The sequence below is a fragment of the Streptomyces sp. NPDC091209 genome, from assembly GCF_044757755.1.
Classification (GTDB): Bacteria; Actinomycetota; Actinomycetes; order Streptomycetales; family Streptomycetaceae; genus Streptomyces.
Window position 1 is genome coordinate 221,597 of sequence record NZ_JBIVVR010000007.1, and the last position, 25,280, is coordinate 246,876.

Annotated in this window: 18 protein-coding genes; 10 read left to right on the top strand and 8 right to left on the bottom strand. The window is 71.2% G+C overall.

Translation table 11 applies throughout. The annotated features are described in order from the left end of the window. Positions 1-3: 3 nt before the first annotated feature. Together ACIQRL_RS21930 and ACIQRL_RS21935 are read left to right on the top strand one after the other, a co-directional pair. The gene (locus ACIQRL_RS21930) at positions 4-894 is read left to right on the top strand and encodes a diacylglycerol kinase (protein WP_401333822.1); all 891 of its coding nucleotides are present in this window, start codon (positions 4-6) and stop codon (positions 892-894) included. A 40-nt stretch (positions 895-934) separates the two neighbouring features. Beyond that, complete coding sequence (locus ACIQRL_RS21935) at positions 935-3,796, top strand: DEAD/DEAH box helicase (RefSeq protein WP_401333825.1); 2,862 nt, start codon at positions 935-937, stop codon at positions 3,794-3,796. 423 nt (positions 3,797-4,219) lie between these two features. Here the strand turns inward: ACIQRL_RS21935 and atzF are convergent, their stop codons facing one another. The 4 genes from atzF to ACIQRL_RS21955 form a co-directional block, all read right to left on the bottom strand. Continuing rightward, entirely contained in the window at positions 4,220-5,884 is a 1,665-nt protein-coding gene (gene atzF / locus ACIQRL_RS21940) for an allophanate hydrolase (RefSeq protein WP_401333827.1), read from the bottom strand. 93 nt (positions 5,885-5,977) lie between these two features. Further along, complete coding sequence (locus tag ACIQRL_RS21945) at positions 5,978-9,505, bottom strand: 5-oxoprolinase/urea amidolyase family protein (RefSeq protein ID WP_401333830.1); 3,528 nt, start codon at positions 9,503-9,505, stop codon at positions 5,978-5,980. Further along, positions 9,502-10,101: an urea amidolyase associated protein UAAP2 gene (locus ACIQRL_RS21950; RefSeq protein ID WP_401333832.1), complete on the bottom strand. Its 600-nt coding sequence runs from the start codon at positions 10,099-10,101 to the stop codon at positions 9,502-9,504. The genes ACIQRL_RS21945 and ACIQRL_RS21950 overlap by 4 nt, the downstream gene beginning before the upstream one ends. Then, entirely contained in the window at positions 10,098-10,922 is an 825-nt protein-coding gene (locus ACIQRL_RS21955) for an urea amidolyase associated protein UAAP1 (RefSeq protein ID WP_401333835.1), read from the bottom strand. The genes ACIQRL_RS21950 and ACIQRL_RS21955 overlap by 4 nt, the downstream gene beginning before the upstream one ends. Positions 10,923-11,136: 214 nt before the next feature. On the opposite strand from ACIQRL_RS21955, the gene ACIQRL_RS21960 reads away from it, so the two are divergent. The 6 genes from ACIQRL_RS21960 to ACIQRL_RS21985 all read left to right on the top strand — a co-directional run bounded on the left by ACIQRL_RS21960 (position 11,137) and on the right by ACIQRL_RS21985 (position 16,695). Beyond that, positions 11,137-11,763, top strand: coding sequence for a TetR/AcrR family transcriptional regulator (locus ACIQRL_RS21960; protein WP_401333838.1), 627 nt, complete (start codon positions 11,137-11,139; stop codon positions 11,761-11,763). A gap of 314 nt (positions 11,764-12,077) precedes the next feature. Then, a complete protein-coding gene (locus ACIQRL_RS21965; RefSeq protein ID WP_401333841.1) occupies positions 12,078-13,667 on the top strand; it encodes a sensor histidine kinase in 1,590 nt (529 codons plus the stop codon). Beyond that, a complete protein-coding gene (locus ACIQRL_RS21970) occupies positions 13,664-14,071 on the top strand; it encodes a roadblock/LC7 domain-containing protein (protein WP_401333844.1) in 408 nt (135 codons plus the stop codon). The genes ACIQRL_RS21965 and ACIQRL_RS21970 overlap by 4 nt, the downstream gene beginning before the upstream one ends. Then, positions 14,068-14,517 (top strand): DUF742 domain-containing protein, encoded by a 450-nt coding sequence (locus tag ACIQRL_RS21975; protein WP_401333846.1) that lies wholly within the window; start codon positions 14,068-14,070, stop codon positions 14,515-14,517. Before ACIQRL_RS21970 ends, ACIQRL_RS21975 begins: the two co-directional genes overlap by 4 nt. After that, a complete protein-coding gene (locus tag ACIQRL_RS21980) occupies positions 14,498-15,118 on the top strand; it encodes a GTP-binding protein (RefSeq protein WP_401333849.1) in 621 nt (206 codons plus the stop codon). The genes ACIQRL_RS21975 and ACIQRL_RS21980 overlap by 20 nt, the downstream gene beginning before the upstream one ends. A 74-nt stretch (positions 15,119-15,192) precedes the next feature. Next, entirely contained in the window at positions 15,193-16,695 is a 1,503-nt protein-coding gene (locus ACIQRL_RS21985; protein ID WP_401333850.1) for a cytochrome P450, read from the top strand. Here the strand turns inward: ACIQRL_RS21985 and ACIQRL_RS21990 are convergent. From ACIQRL_RS21990 to ACIQRL_RS22005, 4 genes are all read right to left on the bottom strand, one after another. Continuing rightward, complete coding sequence (locus tag ACIQRL_RS21990; protein ID WP_401333853.1) at positions 16,689-17,648, bottom strand: RluA family pseudouridine synthase; 960 nt, start codon at positions 17,646-17,648, stop codon at positions 16,689-16,691. The genes ACIQRL_RS21985 and ACIQRL_RS21990 overlap by 7 nt on opposite strands. A 4-nt stretch (positions 17,649-17,652) precedes the next feature. Then, positions 17,653-19,206 (bottom strand): amino acid permease, encoded by a 1,554-nt coding sequence (locus ACIQRL_RS21995; RefSeq protein ID WP_401333856.1) that lies wholly within the window; start codon positions 19,204-19,206, stop codon positions 17,653-17,655. 275 nt (positions 19,207-19,481) lie between these two features. After that, complete coding sequence (locus ACIQRL_RS22000) at positions 19,482-20,318, bottom strand: siderophore-interacting protein (protein ID WP_401333859.1); 837 nt, start codon at positions 20,316-20,318, stop codon at positions 19,482-19,484. 101 nt (positions 20,319-20,419) lie between these two features. Then, positions 20,420-21,358 (bottom strand): 5'-3' exonuclease H3TH domain-containing protein, encoded by a 939-nt coding sequence (locus tag ACIQRL_RS22005; protein ID WP_401334463.1) that lies wholly within the window; start codon positions 21,356-21,358, stop codon positions 20,420-20,422. A 171-nt stretch (positions 21,359-21,529) separates the two neighbouring features. Between ACIQRL_RS22005 and ACIQRL_RS22010 the strand changes: the two genes are divergently transcribed. Both ACIQRL_RS22010 and ACIQRL_RS22015 read left to right on the top strand, forming a co-directional pair. Next, the gene (locus ACIQRL_RS22010) at positions 21,530-22,609 is read left to right on the top strand and encodes a glycine betaine/L-proline ABC transporter ATP-binding protein (RefSeq protein ID WP_401333861.1); all 1,080 of its coding nucleotides are present in this window, start codon (positions 21,530-21,532) and stop codon (positions 22,607-22,609) included. Continuing rightward, positions 22,602-25,214: an ABC transporter permease/substrate binding protein gene (locus tag ACIQRL_RS22015; RefSeq protein WP_401333864.1), complete on the top strand. Its 2,613-nt coding sequence runs from the start codon at positions 22,602-22,604 to the stop codon at positions 25,212-25,214. Before ACIQRL_RS22010 ends, ACIQRL_RS22015 begins: the two co-directional genes overlap by 8 nt. Positions 25,215-25,280: the final 66 nt, after the last annotated feature.

The following is a 25,280-nucleotide window of genomic DNA, read 5'->3' on the forward strand; positions in this document are numbered from 1 at the left end:
CCTGTGACCAGCGAGATCACCCTCTTCGTCAACCCCACCGCGGGCAGCGGCCGGGGCGCCCGAGCGGCGCTGCCGGCCGCTTCCGCGTTGCGCGCCGCGGGATTCTCCGTCCGGACGATCCTCGGCGAGGACGCGGCGGACGGTCTCGCGCGGGCGCGCGAGCCGGTGGCCGGCGGCACCGGTGCCCTCGTCGCGGTCGGCGGCGACGGCATGGCGAACCTCGCCCTCCAGGCGGTCGCCGGGACCCGTACCCCGCTCGGTCTGGTCGCCGCCGGGACCGGCAACGACTTCGCGCGCGCCCTCGGCCTGCCGGTGGGCGACCCCGCGGCCTCGGGACGCCTGATCGCCGACGCCCTGAAGGCCGACCGGCTGCGTGATGTCGACCTGGGCCGGGTGAACGGCACCTGGTTCGGCACCGTCCTCGCCTCCGGGTTCGACTCCCGGGTCAACGACCGCGGGAACCGGATGCGGCTGCCCGCGGGCCGCTTCAAGTACGACGTCGCCATGCTCGCCGAACTGGCCGCGTTCCGGCCCTTCGCCTACCGCCTCACGCTGGACGACGGTGAGACGCGGGAGATCGAGGCCACGCTCGTGGCCGTCGGCAACGGATCGTCGTACGGCGGCGGGATGAGGATCTGTCCCGGCGCGGACCTCGGCGACGGGCTGTTCGACATCACGGTGGTCGGGGACTGCACCCGCACGACGCTGCTCAAGATCTTCCCGAGGGTCTACCGGGGCACCCACGTCGAGCATCCCGTGGTGAGTGTGCACCGGGCGGCCCGCGTCGAACTCCTCGCCGAGGGCATCACCGGCTACGCCGACGGGGAGCCGCTCGGACCGCTGCCCCTCGTGGCGGATTGCATACCGGCGGCTGTGCGCGTCGCACTTCCCTGAGCTGCGGGGATCCGATGTTTCACAGCATCTGATACGGATAATGATCGTCCTCATGTCAGTGGCTCCCGGTAGTCTCGAAAGCACGATGACAGAGGACCTCTCACCGGCCGAGCGGTATGCGGCAGCACGCAGGCGCGCTGCCGAGCAGGCCACCGCGCTCGCCTCCTTCCGCGAGATGTACGACTTCGGCCTCGACCCCTTCCAGATCGAGGCCTGCCGGGCGCTCGAAGCGGGCAAGGGGGTGCTGGTGGCGGCGCCCACCGGCTCGGGCAAGACGATCGTGGGCGAGTTCGCCGTCCACCTCGCCCTCCAGCAGGGCAAGAAGTGCTTCTACACGACGCCGATCAAGGCACTCTCCAACCAGAAGTACGCCGACCTGTGCCGCCGCTACGGCGCCGACAAGGTCGGCCTGCTCACCGGCGACAACAGCGTCAACTCCGAGGCACCGGTGGTCGTCATGACCACCGAGGTCCTGCGCAACATGCTGTACGCGGGCTCGCAGACCCTCCTCGGACTCGGCTACGTCGTGATGGACGAGGTGCACTACCTCTCCGACCGCTTCCGCGGCGCCGTCTGGGAGGAAGTGATCATTCACCTCCCCGAGTCGGTGACCCTGGTGTCGCTGTCGGCGACCGTCTCGAACGCGGAGGAGTTCGGCGACTGGCTGGACACCGTGCGCGGCGACACCCAGGTGATCGTCTCCGAGCACCGGCCCGTCCCGCTGTTCCAGCATGTGCTGGCCGGACGGCGCATGTACGACCTCTTCGAGGAGGGCGAGGGCCAGCGCAGGGCCGTCAACCCCGACCTCGCGCGTATGGCGCGCATGGAGGCGAGCCGCCCGTCGTACCAGGACCGGAAACGGGGCCGCGCGATGCGCGAGGCCGACCGGGAGCGTGAGCGCAGACAGCGCTCGCGCATCTGGACGCCCGGCCGTCCCGAGGTCATCGAGCGGCTGGAGAGCGAAGGGCTGCTGCCCGCCATCACGTTCATCTTCAGCCGCGCGGCCTGCGAGGCCGCGGTGCAGCAGTGTCTGTACGCCGGTCTGCGGCTGAACGACGACGCGGCGCGCGTGCGCGTCCGTGAACTCGTCGAGGAGCGCACCGCCTCGATCCCGGACGAGGATCTGCACGTCCTCGGCTACTTCGAGTGGCTGGAGGGTCTGGAGCGCGGCATCGCGGCGCACCACGCGGGCATGCTGCCCACCTTCAAGGAGGTCGTCGAGGAACTGTTCGTCCGGGGCCTCGTCAAGGCGGTCTTCGCGACGGAGACCCTCGCGCTGGGCATCAACATGCCCGCCCGCTCGGTGGTGTTGGAGAAGCTCGTCAAGTGGAACGGCGAGCAGCACGCCGACATCACCCCCGGCGAGTACACCCAGCTCACCGGCCGCGCGGGCCGCCGCGGCATCGACGTCGAGGGCCACGCGGTCGTGCTGTGGCAGCGCGGCTTCAGCCCCGAGCACCTCGCGGGACTCGCGGGCACCCGCACCTATCCGCTGCGCTCCAGCTTCAAGCCGTCGTACAACATGGCGGTGAACCTGGTCGAGCAGTTCGGGCGGCACCGCTCGCGCGAACTCCTTGAGACGTCCTTCGCGCAGTTCCAGGCCGACAAGTCGGTCGTCGGGATCTCCCGGCAGGTGCAGCGCAACGAAGAGGGTCTCGAGGGCTACAAGGAGTCCATGACCTGCCATCTCGGCGACTTCGACGCGTACATGGAGCTGCGCCGCGAACTCAAGGACCGCGAGACCGAGTTGGCCCGGCGGGGCATGACGGAGCGCCGCGCCGAAGCGGCCGTCGCCCTGGAGAAGCTGAAGCCGGGTGACGTGATCCATGTGCCGACCGGCAAGTACGCCGGACTCGCGCTGGTGCTCGATCCCGGGCTGCCCGCCGGCAGGTCGAACGGCCACCGGGGCTTCGAGCAGCACGACGGTCCCCGCCCGCTGGTGCTCACCGCCGAGCGCCAGGTGAAGCGGCTGGCCTCGATGGACTTCCCGGTGCCGGTCGAGGCGCTCGACCGGATGCGCATCCCCAAGTCGTTCAACGCGCGTTCGCCGCAGTCCCGTCGGGACCTGGCGTCCGCCCTGCGCACCAAGGCCGGGCACATCGTCCCGGACCGGCACCGCAAGAAGCGCGCCGAGGCCGCCGACGACCGTGAGATCGCCCGGCTGCGCACGGTGATCCGCGCGCACCCCTGCCACGGGTGCAACGACCGCGAGGACCACGCCCGTTGGGCCGAGCGCTATCACCGCCTGCAGCGCGACACCTCGCAGTTGGAGCGTCGTATCGAGGGCCGGACGAACACCATCGCCCGCACCTTCGACCGGATCGTCGCGCTCCTCACCGAGCTGGACTATCTGCGCGCCGACGAGGTCACCGAGCACGGCAAGCGGCTCGCCCGGCTGTACGGCGAACTCGACCTGCTGGCCAGCGAATGCCTGCGCGCCGGTATCTGGGACGGGCTCTCCCCGGCCGAACTCGCGGCCTGCGTCTCGGCGTTGGTGTACGAGTCCCGGGTCGCCGACGACGCGATGGCGCCGAAGGTGCCTTCCGGCAAGGCGAAGGCCGCGCTCGCCGAGATGGTGCGCATCTGGGGCCGTCTCGACGCGCTGGAGGAGGACTTCGGGATCAACCAGACCGAGGGCGTCGGCCAGCGCGAACCGGACCTCGGCTTCGCCTGGGCCGCCCATGAATGGGCGTCCGGCAAGGGTCTCGACGAGGTGCTGCGCGAGGCCGAGATGCCGGCCGGTGACTTCGTGCGCTGGTGCAAGCAGGTCATCGACGTCCTCGGTCAGATCGCGGCCGCCGCACCCGTCTCGGGCAGCGGGAACTCGACGGTCGCGAAGAACGCCCGCAAGGCGGTGGAGGCCTTGCTGCGCGGGGTGGTGGCGTACTCGTCGGTGGGCTGAGCCCCGCCCCAGCGGTGCGCCGTCATCCCTCGGGGGGGCGGCGCACCGCCGGCCGCCGCCTTTACCCGGTGACGGACGACGTGGCGACGGGCGCGGCTCGGCGCCCACGTGCCCCGGTGACCGGGGCACGGGCGCCCCGGCGGCTGTCGCCCGTGGAGGTGGTGGCGCCGCGCGGCTGCCACTTGTGATGGTGTCGGGGTCGGCTGGTGGCTGTGCCAGGGGCATGGCCGGGTCTGCTGGTGGGTGTGGCCGCAGGAAGTGGCCGCGTCGGCCGACGGCGTTCGCGGGCAGGGCCGCCTGGCGTGACGTTCGTCCGGTGGCCGTCTGTTCGGCAGCCGACTCTACGGGCGCACGTTTTCGGCGGGGGTGCGGCGCACGGCTCCGCGCCCGGGTCGTGCGCGTGCTGTCGGGGACCCGGGTGGGTCAGCGGGCCGGGTGGCGGCCCACGTACGCGCGCCAGCCGCCGTACTCCGTGATGTCGGGCGCCCCGGCCAGGGCGCCGGGTTCGCACAGGAAACCGGGCACATTGCTGCCGTCGGCCAGTTCGACGCTGCCCAGCGTCATCGGGCGGGGGAGTGCCGCCAGCAGGCGTCCGAGGCCGTCGGCGGGGAGGGTCCACACCTCGGTCTCGACGGCGGCGCCGCCCGCGCCGACATGGACGAGACCCGGCTTCGGCGGGCTGGTGGCCAGGGCGTGCAGTCGGTACACGGCGGCGGTGGTGGTCGTACGGTCGAGGCGGGCGCCCAGGGACAGCAGTTGCGTGTTCAGCGGCTGGCCGGACAGATGCGCCCCCACCACGGCGAGGCGCGTCTGCGGCTCCAGCGAGCGGGCGATCCGTGCCAGCCGTTCGTCGGTGAACGCCGGGCCGATCAGCATCACGCCGAAGGGGAGTCCGGCGGGAGTCCGCCCGACGGGGACGGCGACGGCCGCCAGGTCGAAGAGGTTCGTGGAATTGGTGAAGCGGCCCAGCCGGGCGTTGGCGCCCAGCGGGTCGGCGGCCACCTCGGCGAGCGTGGGATGGCCCGGTGCCGTGGGCAGGAGCAACGCGTCCGCGTCGGCCAGTTCGGCGAGCGCCCGGATGCGCAGGGAGGCCAGCCGCTCCTGGTCGGCGTACAGCCGGTGGGCCGGGATGTCCCGGGCACGGGTGATGATCCCCGCGACGGTCGGGTCGAGTCCGGCGCCCCCCTCGGCGGTCAGCTTGTCGACGAAGCTCCCCACCGCCGTGTAGCGCTCGGCGACGAACGCGCCCTCGTAGAGCATCGCGGCGGCCTCGGTGAACGGGGTGAGGTCGAGGGTGCGCACCTCGGCCCCGGCCGCGACGAGCCGGTGCACCGCCGCCTCGTACGCCTCCGCCCAGCCCTCGTCCAGTTCGCCGAGCTGTGCCGTCGGTGGGACGGCGACGCGCCAGGGGCCCGGCACGCGCTGCACCAGGGGCGGCAGCTCGCGTCCGGACGGGGAGGCCAGGTGCGCGAGGGCCTGTTCGGCCTCCGGGAGGGTGCGGGCGAACACGGTCACGCAGTCCAGCGAGGCACAGGCGGGGACGACACCGGCCGTCGGCACCAGGCCGCGGGTCGGCTTCAGGCCGACGATGCCGTTGAACGCGGCGGGAACACGGCCGGAGCCGGCGGTGTCCGTGCCGAGGGCGAGGTCGACGATGCCGAGGGCCACGGCCACGGCCGATCCCGAGCTGGAGCCGCCGCTGATCCTTTCCGGGTCCAGGGCGTTGCGGACGGCGCCGTGGGGGGAGCGGGTGCCGACCAGGCCGGTGGCGAACTGGTCGAGGTTCGTGGTGCCGAGGACGACGGCTCCGGCCGCGCGCAGGCGGGCGACCGCGGGGGCGTCGTCCCGCGGGGTGTACGCGTAGGCCGGGCAGCCGGCGGTGGTGGGCAGGCCGGCCACGTCGATGTTGCCCTTCACGGCAAGGAGCCGGCCGGCGAGCGGGAGGCGCTCGCCGGCGGCGACCCGGGCGTCCACGGCACGGGCTTCGCTCTCGGCCTCCGGCCGGGGGCGCAGGTCGATCCAGATCTCGGGGCGGTCCACGGCCTCGATACGGGCGTACGCCATGCGGACTCGGGTGAGGGCGGACATCGGAACTCCTTGTACGGGGTACGGGGTACCGGGTACGGGTGCGGGCCCGGTGCGTGGCGGCGTGGCTCGTGCGGGTGGCGGTGAGGGGCGGGATCAGGATGCCGCCGGTTCCAAGGGAGCCAGGACCAGCAGTGCCGTGCCCGCTTCCACCTGGGCGCCCGGTTTGGTGAGGATCCGCTGGACCGTGCCGTCGATCGGCGCGGGGACGCGTGACTCCATCTTCATGGCCTCCAGGGCGAGCAACGGCTGCCCCGCCGTCACCCGCTCGCCCGGCTCCACGTCGAGCCGCCACACCGACGCGGCGAACTCGGCCTCGATCAGCCGGCCGCCCGCCGGGACGCTCACCTCGACGGCCGGAGCCGGTGGTGCGGCGGCCGCCTCCGCGCGGGTGAACTCGCCCGCCGCCTCCCAGGCATCGCGTTCGGCCGAGAAGGCGCCGCCCTGCCGGGACCTGAACTCCGCTATGGACTCGGCGTTCTCGGCGAGGAAGTCCTCGTACGCGGAGAGCGAGAAGGTGCCCTCCTCGACGCGCGGTACGAAGCGGCCGGAGATGATGTCGGCCCGCAGATCGAGGAGTTCGTCCGCCTCGACCGGGTACCACTTGATCCGGTCGAAGAAGCGCAGCAGCCAGGGTGAGCCCGGCTCGAACGCGCCGCGCTGCTGCCAGCCCGACCACACCTGGGTCGTACGGCCGACGAACTGGTAGCCGCCGGGGCCCTCCATGCCGTAGACGCAGAGGTAGGCGCCGCCGATACCGACCGAGTTCTCGGCGGTCCAGGTGCGGGCCGGGTTGTACTTGGTGGTGACCAGACGATGGCGGGGGTCGAGCGGGGTGGCCACCGGCGCGCCCAGGTAGACGTCGCCCAGGCCGAGCACGAGGTACTCCGCGTCGAACACCGTGCGGTACACGTCGTCGACCGAGTCCAGGCCGTTCACCCGGCGGATGAACTCGATGTTCCACGGGCACCAGGGAGCGTCGTCGCGGACACCGGCCATGTAGCGGGCGATGGCCTCGCGGGTGGCCGGGTCGTCCCAGGACAGCGGGAGATGGACGGTCCGCGAGGGAACGACGAGCTGGTCGCTCGGGGGCAGGGCGCGGACCGTCCGCCGTACGGTGTCGAGGAGTTCGCGCTGGGACAGCCGGCGCGGGTCCGCCTGGATCTGGAGCGAGCGGATGCCCGGCGTCAGGTCGGTGACGCCGTCGAGCTCCGCCTCCGTGACCGCCTCCATCAGCGCGTGGACCCGCATGCGCAGGGCCAGGTCGAGGTGCATGGGCCCGAACTCGACGAGCAGGTTGTCGTCGCCGCTGCGGCGGTACGTCACATCGCCGTCCCGGGCCAGCACCCCGCCGTCGACGATCGCGGGCCGTGCCGAACCGTCGTCGGCGAGCGGGGCGAAGCGCACGGTGTCGCCGGGGCGGAGCTGGCCGAGTTTCCAGCGTTCCGTGCTGACGACCGTCGCCGGACAGACGAAGCCGCCGAGGGAGGGGCCGTCCGGGCCGAGCAGCACCGGCATGTCGCCGGTGTAGTCGACGGCCCCGACCGAGTAGGGGGTGTCGTGGATGTTGGACGGGTGCAGTCCGGCCTCGCCGCCGTCCGTGCGGGCCCAGCGGGGCTTCGGGCCGACGAGCCGGACGCCGGTGCGGGCCGAGTTGAAGTGGACCTTCCAGTCGGCGGCGTAGAAGTCGTGGATGTCGTCCTCGGTGAAGAACTCCGGTGCGGCGTGCGGCCCTTCGAGGGCGCCGACCCGCCACTCGGCCGTGAAGCCGGGACGCTCACCGGGCGGCACGGGTGCCCCGAGGGCCGTGACCGCGCCGCCGTGCAGTACGTCACCGGTCCGCAGGGTCCGGCCCCCGTGGCCGCCGAACCGGCCGAGGGTGAAGGTGGAGGCGCTGCCGAGGAAAGCGGGCACGTCCAGGCCGCCGCCCGCGAACAGGACATAGGTGCGCAGGCCGTGCTCGGTGGGTGCGCCGACCTCCAGCACCGCCCCGGCCGGCACGGTCACCGGCTCCCACCGGGCGACGGGTGAGCCGTCCACCGTGACCGGCGCGGGGGCACCGGTCACGCAGACCGTCGTGGCGTGGGTGAACCTCAACGCCGGTCCCTGCAGGGTGCATTCGAGTCCCGGAGCGCCCTCGGGGTTGCCGAGGGCACGGTTGCCGAGCCGGAAGGAGAGGTCGTCCATCGGGCCGCACGGCGGTACCCCGACCTGCCAGTAGCCGGTGCGGCCGGGCCAGTCCTGCACGGTGGTGAGCGTGCCGCCGGACATGACCTCGACGCGCGGGGTGGGATCGGTGACACCCGCGAGGGTGGCGGTCGAGTGCGCCGCCCGCCGGAAGGGCGGTTCGGCGAGCGCGGCCCGCACCAGACCGAGGTTGGTCTCGATGCCGTCCACCCGGGTCCTGGCCAGTGCCTCGTCGAGCCGCTCCAGGGCGTGCGCCCGGTCCGGCCCGTACGCGATGATCTTCGCGAGCATCGGGTCGTACGAGGTGGTCACCTCGGTGCCGGTCTCGACCCAGCCGTCCACGCGGACGCCGCCGGGGAACTCCACCCGCGTCAACAGGCCGGCGCTCGGGCGGTGTTCGCGCGAGGGGTCCTCGGCGTACACCCGGGCCTCGACGGCGTGACCGCGGGGCTTCCCCGGATCCCGTACGACATCGGACTCGCCCCGGGCGAGGCGCAGCATCCAGCCGACCAGGTCGACGCCGTAGATCTCCTCGGTGACCGGATGTTCCACCTGGAGACGGGTGTTGACCTCCAGGAAGTACGCCTCCTCGCGGGCGGCGTCGTAGACGAACTCGACGGTCCCGGCCGAGCGGTAGCCGACGGAGGCGCACAACTCACGTGCGGCCGAGGCGAGTCGGTCGCGGACGGCGGAGGGCAGGCCCGGGGCGGGCGCCTCCTCCAGGACCTTCTGGTTGCGGCGCTGGAGCGAGCAGTCGCGGTCGCCGAAGGTGACGACTCGGCCCCGGCCGTCGCCGAAGACCTGCACCTCGACATGACGGGCGTGCTCGACGAGGCGTTCGAGGAAGACCCCGGCCGAGGAGAAGGAGGCAGCCGCGACACGCTGCACCCGGTCCCAGGCCTCGGTCAGTTCATCGGCGGATCGACATGCCGACATACCGATGCCGCCGCCACCGCCGGTGGCCTTGAGCATGACCGGGTAGCCGATGCGCCCGGCCGCCTCCAGGGCCTCGGGAAGGCCGGCGAGCAGCCCGGTGCCCGGAGCCAGCGGCACTCCCGCGGCCTCGGCCGCCGCCCGTGCCGTGTGCTTGGCGCCGAACAGCTCCAGTTGCTCCGGCGTCGGCCCGACGAACACGATCCCGGCGTCCTCGCAGCGCCGCGCGAACGCCGCGTCCTCGGACAGGAAGCCGTATCCCGGGTGGATGGCCCCGGCCCCGGTGTCCTTGGCCGCCTTCAGGACCAGGTCGCCGTCGAGGTAGGACTCCTTCGCGGGGGCCGGCCCGAGCCGTACCGCCTCGTCGGCGAGCCGGACGTGGGGCGCCGCGCGGTCGGCGTCGGAATACACGGCGACCGTGCGCAGGCCCAGTTCGCGGGCCGTGCGGATGATCCGGACGGCGATCTCGCCGCGGTTGGCGATCAGCAGGGTGTCGAAGGTCATGCGGACTCCCCGATCGTCATCGCGACCGCCGTCGGTTCGAAGCCGTTGCACGGGTTGTTGATCTGCGGGCAGTTGGACACCAGCACGATCACATCGCGTTCGGCGCGCAGGGTCAGCCGCAGTCCCGGCGCGGAGATGCCGTCGACGATGCCGAGGGTGCCGTCCTTCTCGACCGGCACGTTCATGTACCAATTGATGTTCGATACGAGATCGCGCTTGCCGAGGCCGTAACGGGCGCCCTCCGCGAGGAAGTTGTCCACGCAGGCGTGCTGGGACCAGGTGTGGTGCCCGTAGCGCAGGGTGTTCGACTCCTTGGAGCAGGCGCCGCCTACCGTGTCGTGCCGGCCGACCTCGTCCTCGACGACGGTCATCAGCGGGGTGTGCTCGTTGGACATCAGCACACTGCCCGTGATCAGGAAGATGTTCCCCTGCGCCTGGATCGTGTCGGGCGCGCTGTAGCGGACGGCGGTGTCCTCGGCGTCGTACACCAGGAAGTCGACGGCCTGGTTGCCGTGCAGATCGGTGACGGTGAGCGTCTGGCCGGTGCGGACGATCGCGGACCAGGCGGCCCTGGCCGGGACGGTGACGTGGGTCATGCGAGCCCCCTCGTGGCAAGGAATTCGGCGGTGTTGAGGAAGGCGCGGCGGCCCTCGGGGGTGGCCTCCCACAGCGGGTCGCCCGCCGCGGTGGCCCGCGCGCGCCAGGCCAGCACCTCCAGGGGGGTGCTCGTGTAGTCCGGGCGCGGATCGGACGGGTGCGGCACGTTCGCGATCAGCACGGTGACGTCCTGCTCGGCGCGCAGGGTGACGCTGCCGCCGGCGCCGGCCGAGCCGGTGAAGTCCGGTGAGCCGTCCTCGCGGATCTCCACGCCCTGGAAGAAGGAGAGCGAGGGCGGCAGATCGCGGGGCCCGAGCCCGTTCTTGGCGGCGGCCAGCTTGAACAGCTCGCGTCCGGCCGGGGACGGGGACTGCGGAGTGCCGTCCCCGTACCGCTCGGTGTTGCGTACGAGCGTGGAGGTGCCGCACAGCGCGTCGTGCCGTCCGGAGGAGTCGGCGACCACCGAGGCCAGCACCCGGCCCTGGTCGGAGAGGAGCAACTGCCCCTGGCCCAGATAGGCGTTCCACTGGACCTTGACGGTGTCGGCGACGTTCAGGCGCTCCCACGGGCGGTCCGCGACGTAGATCAGAAGGTGCGCGCAGGCGTCGCCGGTGAGGTCGGTCAGGCGCAGTTCGGTGCCCCGGGCCAGCACCTTGTGCGTGTAGTTGCCGCCCGCCACGGTCTCCGCCCACACCAGATGGCCCGCCTCGCAGGGCGGCGCCGGCCAGTCGCCCGCGGGGACCACGGGCATGGCCTCCGCGCGGGTTCCCTGCTGGGCGCGGGCGTGGTCGCGTGCTCCGTAGGTGGTCGCTGTCGCCATCGCGGGTCCTCCGGCTCCTGGGTCATTTCTGTCGCCCGACAGAAATTAGGTGCGGGGTGGGTCGCGGCCGTGTCCCGTGTGTTGCCGCGCGGTTACCTGTCCCTCACGGAGGGTTCGCCATCGGGGGCGGCCGGGTCCGGACGCCGTCGCCCGGTGTGCGCCGCGTGGGTCGCGGCCCCCGTCGGCGCATGTCGTGTGTGCGAGGATCGAACGCATGGGAACGGGTGGCGCACGACGGGTCGGCAGGCCACGGGCCGCGCAGCGGCCGGACAGCGGCCTGACGCCGCGCGCCGAACTGCTCGACGCCGCGGCCGAGTTGTTCACGACGCGGGGGTACGCGGCCACCACCACCCGGGCCGTCGCCGAGCGGGCGGGCATGCGCCAGGCGTCGATGTACCACTACGTGTCCGGCAAGGAGGAGCTGCTCGCCGAGCTCCTGGAGTCCACGGTGACACCGTCGCTGGCGTTCGCACGCGAGCTCCTCGCCGATGACGCCGCGCCCGCTGAGGGCCGGCTGTGGGAGCTGTGCCGCGCCGACGTGCAGGTGCTCTGCGGGGGCCCGCACAACCTCGGCGGCCTCTATCTGCTGCCCGAGGTGCGCACCGAACGCTTCGCGGGCTTCCATGCCGTACGCGCCGAACTCAAGGACACCTACCGTCAGTTGCTCGCCGCGACGGCGGCCGGTGGCGCGCTCGCCAAGAGTGAGCTGGATCTGCGGACGGATCTGCTGTTCGGGTTGATCGAGGGGGTCATCCTCGTGCACCGCTCGGATCCGCAGCGCCCGGTGTCCGCCTTCGCCGAGGCCACGGCGGACGCGGCGCTGCGCATCGCCGGAGTCTGAGCTCGCACCGCCGCTCCATCCCTGACGGGCGCGGTTTTCGCATGCCCGCACGTCATCACGCACCGTGTGCGAACGGAGGCTCAGCGTGCAAATGGGGCTGAGGGTACTCCAGTCGTATGGGCGATTTCAGGTGCTTGCTGAATATGACACAGCGATGATCCGGTCGGACTAAGCTCGCCCGCAGCGCACCGAGTTGGGATGTATTCGTGCGCTTGTTCCCAAAAGTTCCGAAGATGCCGTTTGATCCGCGCCGATCCGTGCCGTTTCCCCCACAAACCTCCCCTACCCCAGCCGACTTGTCTCAGAGGGCTTACATGGTGAGTGTTCAATCGCCTCCCGGTGACAGTGAACTTCCCTACGCGCGCGTGCTGTTGCTGCCGGCCATACTGATGGCGGTGGCGACCGGCGCCGCCGTCGCCGCGGTGACGGAGCCGGCCCGGGGCGCGGTCGCCCTGTGCGGTGGCTTCGCCACGCTGCTGGTGATCGCGATCGGCGGAGAGGCCGTCCGCCGCGGCCGGGTCGCCCGTGAGCTGCGGGCCGACTCCGCGCGCCGCACCGCCTCCCTGGAACAGCGCATCGCCGCCCACGACCAGGACATCGTGCGCCTCACCCGGGAGATCCTTCCGTACGCGATCGACCGGTTGCACGACGGGGATTCCCCCTCGGAGGTCGTTCGCACCCTGGGCCGCGACGACCCGGAACTCCATGAAATCCCCAAGTCCCAGAAGGACTTGCTGAAGAAACTGCTCAAGATCATCGATACCGAGGAGTCGATGCGCGACGCCGCGCAGCGCTCCTTCGTCAACATCGCCCGGCGTGTCCAGGCCATCGTCCACCAGCAGAACAACGAACTCCGCGAGATGGAGGAGGACCACGGGCGCAACCCCGAGGTCTTCGACGACCTGCTGCGCATCGACCACGGCACCGCGCTGATCGGCCGGCTCGCCGACTCCATCGCCGTACTCGGCGGCGGCCGCCCCGGACGCCAATGGCCCGAGCCCGTACCGCTGTTCAGCGTGCTGCGCGGCGCGATGTCGCGCATCCTGGAGTACCGGCGCATCGAGCTGCACAACATCGTCGACATCGCCGTCGACGGCGTGTCCGTCGAACCGCTCATCCACGCCCTGGCCGAGCTGCTGGACAACGCCACCCGCTACTCGCCGCCGCACACCAAGGTGCACGTCACCGCCATCGAGGTGCAGACCGGCATCGCCATCGAGATCGAGGACGGCGGCGTCAGCCTCAGCGACGAGGCCCGCGGCAAGATCGAGGAACTGCTCCGGCTGGCCGCCGCCGGCGTCGACCCGAACGTGATGGGCCAGGCGCCCCGCCTCGGCATGGCCGTCGTCGGACGACTCGCGCAGATGTACAGCATGCAGATCTCGCTGCGGCAGTCCGCGTACGGCGGTGTCCGCGCCGTCCTCGTCGCCCCGCGCGACATGCTCACCACCGACTTCGCCCCCGGTCTCGCGCACGGCATCGGAGCCGCCTCCGTGACCGGCATCGACAACGGCGGCGTCGAGGGCCCCGCGCGCAAGCCCAAGAAGCGCAGGCCGACCACGGGCCCCCGCATCCCCTCGTCGAGCGGCGACCTCCGCGAGGACGACGTCCCGGTGGTCACGGAGTGGACGCCGGGCGGGCTGCCGCAGCGCCGCAGCCGGGTCAAGGTCCCGCTCAGCCAGCGGTACGCCGAGGCGGCACGCGCCGAGCGGGAGGCCGCCGAGGCCGCCGGTGGCGTCGACCCGTGGGAACCCGACCCCGGCCCCGAGGAGAAGGAGCCCGAACCCGGGCTGTGGGTCGAGGCGTTCATGAACGGACTCAAGGGCGACCCGGACCCGACCGCATTCAGCACGGACAATCAGCCGGCCCCTGCCGACGCCGACGACGAGGGGGACCTCAAGTGATCCAGCAACGAGCCAACTTCGACTGGATGCTCAAGGATCTCGCCGACGGAGTGCCGGGCATCCAGCAGATCGTGGTGCTCTCCGCCGACGGACTGCGCATCGCCCGCTACGGCGGCGATCCGGACGCGGCCGACCGGGTCGCCGCGGCCTGCGCGGGCCTGCAGAGCCTGGCCGGAGCCGTCGCCGGGGAGATCCCCAGGAGCGACGGCCGGATGCGGATGGTCATCATCGAGATCGACGGCGGCTACTTCTACCTGATGTCGGCCGGACCCAACGCCTACCTCGCGGTGCTCGCCAACCAGACCGCGGAGCCCGGTCTGATGAGCAACCGCATGCGCGACCTCGTCGTACGGATCGGCGCCCATCTGACGAGCCCGCCGCGCCGCAACGGGCAGACCGTATGACTCCTCCGCAACGGCGGCGGCGCCACCCGAAGGAGCGGCCCCCGGAACCTCCCGCAGTGGCTTCCCCCCTCGTGGCCCCGGAGGGCCCCGAGGGGGAGGAGGGCCAGGACAAGCCGAAGAACCCCGAGCGGCTGTACGTGCTCACGGGCGGCGGTGAGGGCGGCGACCGGGCCGAGCTCGACCTGGTCACGCTGGTCGTGGCGAGTGCCGCCGAGCCGCCGCCCGCCACCCAGCCGGAGCAGTCGGCGCTGCTGCGCCTGTGCAAGGCCCCTTTGTCCGTGGCCGAGATCTCGGCCTATCTCAATCTGCCGTTCAGCGTGGTGACCGTCCTGCTCACCGAGCTGCTGACGGCCGAACTGGTACAGGCGCGCGCCCCGATCGTCCGCCAGGCGCTCCCCGACCGTTCCCTCCTCGAAGCGGTGATGCATGGACTTCAAAAGCTCTGACACCATCACGGGCCCTCGTGCCGAGGACCACCTGCCGCACACCGCGCAGGCGGCGGTGAAGATCGTGATCGTGGGCGGCTTCGGAGTCGGCAAGACGACCATGGTGGGCTCCGTCAGCGAGATCAAGCCGCTGACGACCGAGGAGACCATGACGCAGGCCGGCATCGGAGTCGACGACAACTACGGGTCCGAGACCAAGACGGCCACCACCGTGGCCATGGACTTCGGCCGCATCTCCATCACGGACCAGCTGGTGCTCTACCTGTTCGGCACGCCGGGACAGGAGCGCTTCTGGTTCCTGTGGAACGGCCTGTTCGAGGGAGCGCTCGGCGCGGTCGTCCTGATCGACACCCGCCGCCTGGAAGTCAGCTTCGACGTGATCGGCCGCCTGGAGGAGCGCGGTGTTCCGTTCGTCGTCGCGATAAACGACTTCCCCGACGCGCCCCGGTACCCGGTCGAGGACCTGAGGGCCGCGCTCGACCTCTCCGAGGACGTCCCGATCGTGAAGTGCGACGCCCGTCGCAGGGCGTCGAGCCGCGACACCCTGATGACCCTGATGCGGTTCCTGCATTCCCTGGCGATGACCTCGGCGCGCGTCTGAACGCCGTACCGTGAACGGCATCCGTACGCCAACTCCCCATCCATAGAACGTACTTGAGCTTCGGAGCGATCATTGTGACGACCGAATCCCATTCCCCCACCGGTACGGAAGAACCCGCGTTCGGCGGCCCGCCCCCAGGCTGCCCCGCCCATGGAATCGGTCCCGGCGTCGGCCCGGGCATCGGCCCCGGCGGTCTGCGCCGCCTGTACGGACCCGAGGCGGAGGACCTGGGCGCCCTCTACGAGAAGCTCCGTGCCGAACACGGCGCCGTCGCACCCGTGTTACTGCACAACGACGTGCCGATCTGGGTGGTCCTCGGTCACGCCGAGAACCTGCACATGGTCAGTACGCCCTCGCACTACGCACGCGACAGCCGGCTGTGGACCGCCGTCAAGGACGGCACGGCGGGCGCCGACCATCCGCTCGCCCCGCACATCGCCTGGCAGCCCATCTGCTCGCACGCCGAGGGCGACGAGCACCTGCGGCTGCGCGGAGCGGTCACCGGGGCCATGTCGACCATCGACTTCCGCAGCCTGCGGCGCTACATCAACCGTGCGACGCAGCGCCTGGTCAACGCGTTCTGCGAGCTCGGCGAGGCCGATCTGGTGGGACAGTTCGCCGAGCATCTTCCGATGTCCGTGCTCTGCGAGATCATCGGCATGCCCGAGGACTACAACGACCGCATGGTGCAGGCCACCCGTGACCTGCTCAAGGGCACCGACACCGCGATCGCCAGCAACGAGTACGTCATGAGCGTGCTGACCCAGCACACCCTGCGGCGCCGTGCCGAGCCCGAGGAGGACTTCACCAGCCATCTGATCAATCACCCGGCCCGGCTCACCGACGACGAGGTGGCCCAGCATCTGCGGCTCGTCCTGCTCGCCGCGTACGAGGCCACCGCCAACCTGATCGCCAATGTGCTGCGCATGCTGCTCACCGACCCGCGTTTTCGCGCCCAGTTGAACGGCGGGCAGATGACCGTGCCCGAGGCGGTCGAGCAGTCCCTGTGGAACGAGCCTCCGTTCAGCGCCGTCCTCGGCTACTTCGCCAAGCAGGAGACGGAGCTCGGCGGTCAGCGCATCCGCAAGGGCGACGGACTGCTGTTCGGGATCGCGCCCGGCAACGTCGACCCCCGGATCCGCCCCGACCTGGCCGCCAGCATGCAGGGCAACCGCTCCCACCTCGCCTTCGGCGGCGGTCCCCACGAGTGCCCGGGGCAGGACATCGGCCGTGCCATCGCCGATGTCGGCGTCGACGCCCTGCTGTTGCGGCTGCCGGACGTCGAACTCGACTGCGACGAGGGCGATCTGCGCTGGCGGGGATCCATGTCCTCGCGCCACCTGGTCGATCTGCCCGTGCGATTCGAGCCCAAGCCGACCCAGGACGTCACACAGCGGCCCTCGGTCCGCCCGCTGCCCGCCCAGCGGTCCCACTGGCAGGTCACGACCGACGCCGCGGCACCGGGTACCGCGCCCGCACCGCGGCCGGTGGCCCCCGAGTCCGTCCCGGCCGCTCCCCGGCCCGTCCGCGGGCCGGGCGCCTGGCAGCGTTTCCTGCGGTGGTGGCGCGGCTACTGATCCCCGGCGGTCCGGGCCGACCAGGCGTCGTACGAGGACCACGCCTCCAGCATCCGTCCGCTGACGAACCGATGGGCCCGTCCGGTGACCGGATCGGTGAACTCCAGTGTCCGCGCAAGCAGTTGCAGCGGGCGCCGGAAGTCTCCGGCCGGCACCGGACCGGTCACCACCGGGTACAGCGGATCGCCGAGAATCGGTACCCCCAACGCGCTCATGTGCAACCGGAGTTGATGCGTCTGGCCGGTGCGGGGAGTCAGCCGGTAGCGGCCCAGTTCCTCCCGGCACTCCAGCAGTTCGATCCCGCTGACCGCGTTCGGCTCGCCCGCCACCTCGCGCGCGGCCATGACCCCGCGCTCCTTGAGGATGCGGCTGGTGACCGTGCGCGGCAGGGCGAGAGCGGAGTCGTACGGCGCCACGGCCTCGTACTCCTTGCCGACCAGCCGGTCACGGAACAGCGACTGGTACGCGCCGCGTTCCCCGGGCCGTACGGTGAACAGCACGAGCCCGGCGGTCAGCCGGTCGAGGCGGTGCGCGGCGCCCAGCTCCGGCAGGTCCAGCTCCCGGCGCAGCCGGGCGAGGGCCGTCTCGGCGACATGGCTTCCGCGCGGTGTGGTGGCGAGGAAGTGCGGTTTGTCGGCGACGACGATGTGCTCGTCCCGGTACACCACGTCGAGGGGGAACGGCACCGGCTCCTCGTCCGGCAGCTCCCGGTGGAACCACAGGAACATCCCCGGCGCGTAGGCCGCCTCCGCCGTCAGCGGCCGTCCGTCCTCGCCGACGATCAGCCCCTCGCCGATCATCGCGTCGATGACCCCGTCGCCCGCCGCGAGCCGCTCCAGCAGATACTCCCGGACCGTGGCCGAGCCCCCCTCCCGCGGCAGTCTGATCCGCACGGGGTCGACCCCGTGGCGCTGCGGGAGGGGAGAGGGCGGGATCCGGGGCTTGCGTCTCACCCGGTCAAGCGTACGAGGCCGGGACGACCTCGGGAGCCTGGGCCACCGTCGCTCGTGCCTTGACCGCCCGGTACCCGGCGCCCGCGACCAGCGTCAGGCCCAGGAAGAGCAGGGTGAACCAGCGGAAGTACCAGTGCCCGCCCGCCGGGTCGTACACCGCGGCGCGCGGCCACGCGAGGTTGACGGTCATGAAGAGGCCGTAGACGAGGGCGAGCGCGTTCACGGGAACGCCCCAGCGGCCGAGGGAGAAGAGCGGGGCGCCCGTCTCGTCGGTGCCGTCCGCGGTGAACCGCCCGCGCAGCCGGCGCACCAGCAGCGGCCCGGTGACCATCGCGTACGCCAGGTACAGCATCACGATGCAGGTGGTGCCGATCGCCAGGAACGCGTCCGGGGAGGCGAAGTTCAGGAGCAGCAGGGCGGCCGCGAGGACGCCGACGACCAGGGCGGGGGCGGTCGGCATACCGGTGCGCGGGTCGACCTTGGCGAGACGTCCTGAGAAGGGGAGCTGGCGGTCGCGGGCCATCGAGAAGAGCATGCGGCAGGCGGCGGTCTGGATCGCCAGGGTCGCCACCGCGATGGCCACCACCACGTCGGCGAGCAGCGCCCGCCCGACCCCGTCGCCGAGGCTGCTGGTCAGGACGTAGCTCAGGCCGTCCACGCCGAGGCGGCCGTCGGTCAGGCTCGGGGCGGCGAGCAGTCCGCCGAGCACGATCAGCCCGCCGAGCAGGCCGGCCGCGCCGAGCGCGGTGAGGATCGTGCGGGGCGCGGTGCGCCGCGGGTGATGGGTCTCCTCGCTCATCTCGCCGGCGCTGTCGAAGCCGATCATCACGTACGCGGCCATGAACGAGCCCACCATCAGCGCCCCGAACAGGCCGGTGCCGGTGCCTGCGCCGGTGTGGAAGGTGATGCCGGGGGAACGCTCGGAGTGGGTGAGCAGCAGCACGATGATCAGGACGGCGCCGATGATCTCGGCGGTGACGCCGATCCGGTTGACCGCGGACATCACGCGGTTGTCGAGGAGGTTCACCAGCGTGGTCAGGACGAGCAGGACGACGCCGAGGACGGCCGCGTTGGCGGCACCGTCGGGGCTGGTCGGGGCCGGATCACTGCCGACGAGCTGGAAGCCGGACCAGATGGCGGGCAGCACCATCTGCAGGGCGAGCGCCGCCGCGGCGACCACGACGATCTGTCCGATCACCATGATCCAGCCGGCGAACCAGCCGAACGAGAGGTTCGACAGGCGCGAGGACCACTGGTAGATCGCGCCGGAGATCGGGTAGCGCGCGGCCAGTTCGGCGAAGCACGCGGCGACCGCGAGCTGGCCGATCAGCACGGCCGGCCAGGTCCAGAAGAAGACCGGGCCGCCGAACGCGTACCCGAAGGCGAAGAACTGGAAGACCGTCGTGAGGACGGAGATGAAGGAGAACCCGGCGGCGAACGAGGCGTACCGGCCGAGGCTGCGGTGCAGCTCCTGGCGGTAGCCGAACTCGGTGAGGGAGCGGTCGTCGGGGGACTCCGGCGGATCGGGGCGTACGTCGGAGGGGGCGGTGGTGGTCACGGCGGCACCTGCCTTCGGCGCGGAAGGGAGAGGGATTCCCGAGAATTCCTGTCGGGTGACAGAAATTAGGGAGAACCTGTTTCACCCGCGTGACGCGACCGTGTCGGCGACGGGCCTAAGTCCTCACGCCCTCGCCGCCCCCGCCGCACAGGGCCGAGCGGCCGTTCCGCACCACGGGCCGCCGTCCGTCCGTCCGGCCGTCGGCGCATACGCCAGGAGGCGGCCCGCGCGACGCGGGTCCGCCTCCTGATGACGTACGGGGTGGTGAGCCGGCGTCAGGCCGACGCCTCCTGCTCCGCCTCCACCTGGGCGTTCCACGAGCGCTTCGCGGCCTGCCAGCCGTCCTCGTTGTGGCCGAGACGCCAGTAGCCGGAGATCGACAGGTCGTCGCGCGGAATCCCGCGCTCGACCCGCAGCAGCCCCCGCAGCTCCTTCACGAAGCCGGCCTCGCCGTGCACGAACGCGTGCACCCGGCCCTCCGGGAACGCCAGCGCCCGTACGGCCTCGACCAGGGCCGTGCCGACGGGCCGGTCGCCGCGGTGCAGCCAGACGACCTCCGCGTCGGAGTCGAACTTCTGCTCCTCCTCGGGCCCGGAGACCTCGACGAAGGCGCGGACGACGGCGGCGTCCGGCAGTGACTCCAGTGCTGCGGCGATCGCGGGCAGCGCGCTCTCGTCACCGGCGAGCAGATGCCAGTCGGCGCTCGTGTCCGGCGCGTAGGCGCCGCCGGGGCCCATGAACCGGACGACCTCGCCCGGTTGCACCCGAAGGGCCCACGGCCCGGCGAGCCCCTCGTCCCCGTGCACCACGAAGTCCAGTGTCAGCTCGCGCACTTCGGGGTCCCAGGCGCGCACGGTGTACGTCCGCGTCACCGGCCACTGCTCGCGCGGGAACTCCTCGCGGATGCGCTCCAGGTCGAAGGGCTCGGGATAGGTGACACCCGGGGGGCCGAACAGCAGCTTCACGTAATGGTCGGTGCTGGTGCCCGTGGCGAAGTCCGCGAGGGTGTCGCCTCCCAGCACCACCCGTTGCATGTGGGGGGTCAGCCGCTCGGTCCGCAGAACCTTCGCGGAGTGGGGCTTCCGGGGCTTGCGTTCCGGGCGCTCTGCCATGACTGCCTCCTGATTCGCATGCTTAGGCTTACCTAAGTTAGCATCCCTTCCTCTGTGACACCTAGGTGTGAAGGGGTATCAGTCGCGGCAGAGGCGCTCGGCTATGCCCGCAGTGTCGTGAGCAGGCGGTGCAGCGAGCCGCCCAGGCCCCAGCGCTCGGCCAGTTCGTCCAGTGCGGCGGGATGGCGCGGGGTGTGCGGCAGCGCCGTGTCCACCTCGGGCAGCGGAACGTCCCCGGCCACCTTGACGACCGTCGGTGCCACGGCGAGGTACGGCCGGGACTCGTCGAGCCGCTTGCGCTGAGTGGGCGTCAGCTTGGCCTTCGGGTCGTCGACCGCGGCCATGATCCCGGCCAGGTCGCCGAACTCGGCGAGGAGTTTGGAGGCCGTCTTCTCCCCGATGCCGGGCACCCCGGGCAGCCCGTCGCTCGGGTCGCCGCGCAGCAGCGCCAGATCCGCGTACCCCGGACCGTCCACGCCGTACTTCTCGCGCAGCCAGGCCTCGTCGGTGAGCTGGAGCGTGCCGACGCCCTTGAGGGGGTACAGCACGCGCACCTCCCGCTTGTCGTCGACCAGTTGATACAGGTCACGGTCACCGGTGACGATGTCGACCGGGCCGGTGGCGCGCCCGGTGAACGTGCCGATCACGTCGTCCGCCTCGTACCGCTCGACCCCCACGCGCGCGATGCCCAGCGCGTCCAGGACGTCCTCGATGACGGGCACCTGCGGGGAGAGCGTGTCCGGCACCTCCTCCTCGTCCGGGCCCGTCTCGGTCTCCACCGCGACGCGGTGCGCCTTGTACGACGGGATCAGATCGACCCGCCACTGCGGGCGCCAGTCGGCGTCCATGCAGGCCACCAGATCGTCCGGGCGGTGGTCCTTGACGAGGCGGTCGATGAACTCCAGCAGCCCGCGCACGGCGTTCACCGGAGTGCCGTCCGGGGCCTTCACGGATTCCGGCACGCCGAAGTAGGCGCGGAAGTACAGCGAGGCGGTGTCGAGAAGCATGAGTCGTCGCGTCTGCAGAGTCACGTTCCGCATCATGCCGTACGCCACTGACAGTGACCTGGACCACTCCCGTGTTTGCTCCGTGTAAGCGGGGGCAGGCGCCGCCTCTGAACGGACCCGGTTGTGCATTCAACCGTCACCAGCCGTCGGGAACATCGAAACCATTGGTTCAACCCGTTCCCCGCGTTCGAACGAGAGGCACACGTGTCATCCAGGCTTGAGGCCGACCATCTGTACAAGGTGTTCGGAAGACGATCGAAAGCGGCCGTGGAGCGGCTCCGTCAGGGGGCCGACCGTGAGGAACTGCGCGCCGAAGGCACCACCGCCGCCGTGATCGACGCGTCCTTCACGGTGGAACCGGGGCAGATCTTCGTCGTCATGGGCCTGTCCGGATCCGGCAAGTCCACGCTGCTGCGCATGCTCAACGGACTGCTGGAGCCCACCGCGGGACATGTGCGCTTCGACGGCCAGGACCTCACCGGGCTCAGCGCGCGCGAGCTGCGCGCGGTCCGCTCCCGGAAGATCAGCATGGTCTTCCAGCACTTCGCGCTGTTCCCGCACCGCAGCGTGCTGGAGAACGCCGGCTACGGCCTGGAGGTCCAGGGCGTACCGGCCGCCGAACGCAGGGAACGGGCGACCACGGCCCTGGAACTCGCCGGACTCGCCGGCTGGGAGAAGTCCTGGCCCGACGAACTGTCCGGCGGAATGCAGCAGCGCGTGGGACTCGCCCGTGCGCTCGCCACCGACGCCGATCTGCTGCTCATGGACGAGTCCTTCAGCGCGCTCGACCCGCTGATCCGCCGGGACATGCAGGACCAGCTCATCGAGCTCCAGAAGAAGCTCGAGAAGACCATCGTCTTCATCACGCACGACCTCAACGAGGCGATGCGCCTCGGCGACCGCATCGCCGTGATGCGTGACGGCCGTATCGTCCAGACCGGCACCGCCGAGGACATCCTCGTCCGGCCCGCCGACGACTACGTCGCCTCCTTCACCCAGGACGTCGACCGCTCACGGGTGCTCACCGCGGCCGCCGTCATGGACACGGACCTGCGCGGCGACGAGGCCGACTGCTTCTGCGAGACAGCCACACCGGACACGCCCTTCGTGGACCTCTGCGCGATCAGCGCCCGTTTGTCCCACCCGGTCGCGGTCGTCGACAGGAAGCGCGCTCTCGTCGGGGTCGTTCCCCGGCAGCGGCTCGTCGGCTTCCTCGGCGACGAGGGGGGCGCCCCGGTCCGGTGCGCGACCTCGCGTGACGAGCGGGTGAAGGCCGGTGCCTAGGATCCCCTTCGGCGACTGGGTCAACAGCGCCGTCGACTGGCTGCTGAACCACATGGCGTGGCTCTTCGACTTCCTCAAGAGCGTCTTCTCGGGCACCTACGACGGTATCGACGCGGTCCTCCAGGCGCCCCAACCTCTGCTCCTCGCCGGCATCTTCGCCGTCATCGCGTTCTGGCTGCGCGGCACCTCCGCCGGCGTCCTCACCTTCGTGGGCTTCGCCTTCATCGACTCCCTCGAACTGTGGGAGGACGCGATGGTGACCCTCTCGCTGGTCCTCGTCGCGACCCTCATCGCGCTCGTCGTCTCGGTGCCCGTGGGCATCTGGGCGGCCCGTTCCGACCGGGTCAGCGGCGTCGTCCGGCCGGTCCTCGACTTCATGCAGACGCTGCCCGCGATGATCTACCTCATCCCGGCGATCCTCTTCTTCGGCACCGGCGCCCCGGCCGGCATCGTCGCCACCCTGATCTTCGCGCTGGCCCCCGGTGTCCGCATGACCGAGCTGGGCATCCGCCAGGTCGACAAGGACCTGGTCGAGGCCGCCGACGCGTTCGGCACCACCCCGCGCGACACCCTGCTGCGCATCCAGCTCCCGCTCGCGCTGCCCACCGTCATGGCGGGCGTCAACCAGGTCATCATGCTGGGCCTGTCCATGGCCGCCATTGCGGGCATGGTCGGCACCGGCGGTCTCGGCGGCGACGTCAACGAGGCCATCGGCCAGCTGAACGTCGGCCTCGGTTCCGAAGCCGGCGTCGCCATCGTCATCCTCGCGATCTACCTGGACCGCATGACCGGCGCGCTGGGCACCCAGGTCTCCCCGCTCGGCCGCCGCGCCGCCGCCAAGGCGCGCGCCGCGCAGGGCCCGAGGATCCGGTCGTACCGCCCCCGTCCCGTCGTCGCCCTGGCGGGCGTCCTCGTCCTCGCCCTGGTCGCGGCCGGCATGGGCGTCCTCGGCGGTACGGGCGCCACCTCCACCGCGGCCGGCGGCGACAACGTCGGCCGGGGCAAGAAGGTCACCATCGGCTACATCCCCTGGGACGAGGGCGTCGCGTCCACCTTCCTCTGGCAGGAGATCCTGGAGGAGCGCGGCTACCAGGTCGAGACCAGGCAGTTCGACGCCGGCCCGCTCTACACCTCGCTCGCCCAGGGCGGCGTCGACTTCGAGACCGACTCCTGGCTGCCGACCACGCACGCCCAGTACTGGAAGAAGTACGGCAAGCAGCTCGACGACCTGGGCTCCTGGTACGGCCCGACATCCCTGGAACTGTCGGTGCCCGCCTATATGAAGGGCATCGACTCACTCGACGACCTCAAGGGCAGGGCCGGCACCTTCGGCGGCAGGATCACCGGCATCGAGTCCAGCGCCGGAATGATGGGCCTGCTCAAGAGCAAGGTGCTCAAGGCGTACGGGCTCGACAAGGAGTACAAGGTCGTCGACAGCTCCACGCCCGCGATGCTGGCCGAGCTGAAGCGCGCGTACGCGAAGAAGGCGCCGATCGTCGCCACCCTGTGGTCGCCGCACTGGGCGTACAGCGAGTACAAGCTGAAGAAGCTCAAGGACCCCAAGGGCGCCTGGGGCAAGGGCGACGGCGTGCACACCCTCTCCCGCAAGGGCTTCGCCCAGGACAACCCGGTCGTCGGAGGGTGGCTGAAGAACTTCAGGATGACCGAGAAGCAGCTCACCGGGCTCGAAGCCGAGATCAACAAGGCCGGCAAGGGCAAGCAGCAGGACGCGGTGCGCGGCTGGCTGAAGAAGAACCCCGGTGTCGTCGACAGGCTCGCGCCCGTGAAGGGCTCCGCGTCCGCCGCTCCGGCCGAGGCGAAGCGCCCGCTGGACGTCGCCTGGTTCCCCTGGGACGAGGACGTCGCCGTCACCTACCTCTGGAAGAACGTGCTCGCCCGGCGCGGCTACACGCTGAACCTGAAGCAGATGGACGTCGGCCCGGTATACACCGGTCTGGCCTCCGGCGACCTCGACCTCAACTTCGACGCCTGGCTGCCGTACGCCCAGTCCAACTACTGGGATCAGCACAAGAGTGACCTGAAGGACCTGGGCACCTGGTACAGACCGACCTCCCTGGAGATCGCCGTCCCGTCGTACGTGAAGGACGTGAAGTCCCTCGCCGACCTCAAGGGGAAGTCGAAGACCTTCGGCGGGAAGATCATCGGTATCGAGCCGGGCACCGGTGAGATGAACCTCCTGAAGAAGAAGGTGCTTCCGGGCTACGGGCTCGACAAGGAGTACAAGGTCGTCGACGGTTCGACGCCCGCGATGCTGGCCGAGCTGAAGCGCGCGTACGCCAAGAAGGAGCCGGTGGCGGTCGTCCTGTGGTCGCCGCACTGGGCGTACAGCGAGTACCGGCTCACCAAGCTGGCCGACGACCGGAAGCTGTTCGGTGAGGGCAACACGATCCGGACGATCTCCAGCGCGAAGTTCCCCGGCCAGTACCCGAAGCTCACGGAGTGGATAAGGAAGTTCCGGATGAGCGAGGCCGAACTCGGCGGCCTGGAGAGCGAGATCAAGCGACGCGGGCAGGGGCACGAGGAGGACGCCGTCGCCGGGTGGCTCAAGGAGCACCCGGACCTGGTGCGGCGGATGACTCCGTAGCAGGAGGCGAGCCGGTCGGCCCGAGGGGTGGTGAGCGGTTCCCTCCGCGGGGTGGTCAGGGGCGAT